General features: G+C 50.2%; 1 protein-coding gene. It reads right to left on the bottom strand.

The annotated features are described in order from the left end of the window. A partial coding sequence (locus tag EQY_RS0123825) for a phage major capsid protein (protein WP_237712304.1) occupies positions 1–767 on the bottom strand: 767 nt, incomplete at its 3' end. Between the last annotated feature and the right edge of the window lie 52 nt (positions 768–819).

The raw sequence follows: 819 nt of genomic DNA on the forward strand, positions 1-819 counted from the left end.
TTAAACACACCGCTGTTCTGCGCGTCTGGTAGCGACGTAGAACGAATAAGCTGCGTTGCTCTGTCTTCCAGTTCTACCGGAACTAACAGGAAACGAGGCGGAATATTCAGTACAGCACCAGCATTATTTTTTTGCATACGCATAGCTTTACGGGCTGCGCTCAGGCCTGGAATATCAAGTTCGCTGTTAATCAGATTGCTGTGTTTCGCATCAAAGAGCGGGTTTTTATCGCCCATCCTCTGATTAGCCACGAGAACGGCATAAACCAGATCTCCGACTGTGCGGCTTGCTGCTGCCCCCATTTGCTGGGGGATTGAAGTCAGTGCGCTCATGTCGTCATTGATGATTGCCTGGCGATCTATGCTGAACAGTTCGCCATAAGTTGCCAGTGCAATTGGCTCGCTGCGATCAGACGTGGACGCGTATTTGTATTCGCTGCCGGGCAAAACTTTTCGCAGAGATTTAAAACCATCCATACCAACACGATGGGCAACCTTAAAATCTGTCAGAGTGCCTTTTTTCGTCCAGGCGTGGAACGTCTCCGGCGAATCTTCCCAGCCTTTCAGTAATGATTTATGCGCCACGTCCGCAAGAATGCCGCCAAAATCACTACTGCTGTGAGTAAACGCCATTCCAACCATGCCCAGCGGATTACCTGGAATGCCGCTTACCCCACGATCCACCAGAGAAGCGCGCGCCAGTTCCCGCAATGAATAACCGTTATAGCGGTTATCTTTTTCCACATCTGCCAGTCCACTGCGTGCCATAAGCGCCGCTTTTACTGAATCCCCAACAATATTACCGTTACCTGCATACATG

The sequence above is a fragment of the Escherichia sp. TW14182 genome (genome assembly GCF_000208525.1).
GTDB classification, from domain to species: Bacteria; Pseudomonadota; Gammaproteobacteria; order Enterobacterales; family Enterobacteriaceae; genus Escherichia; species Escherichia ruysiae.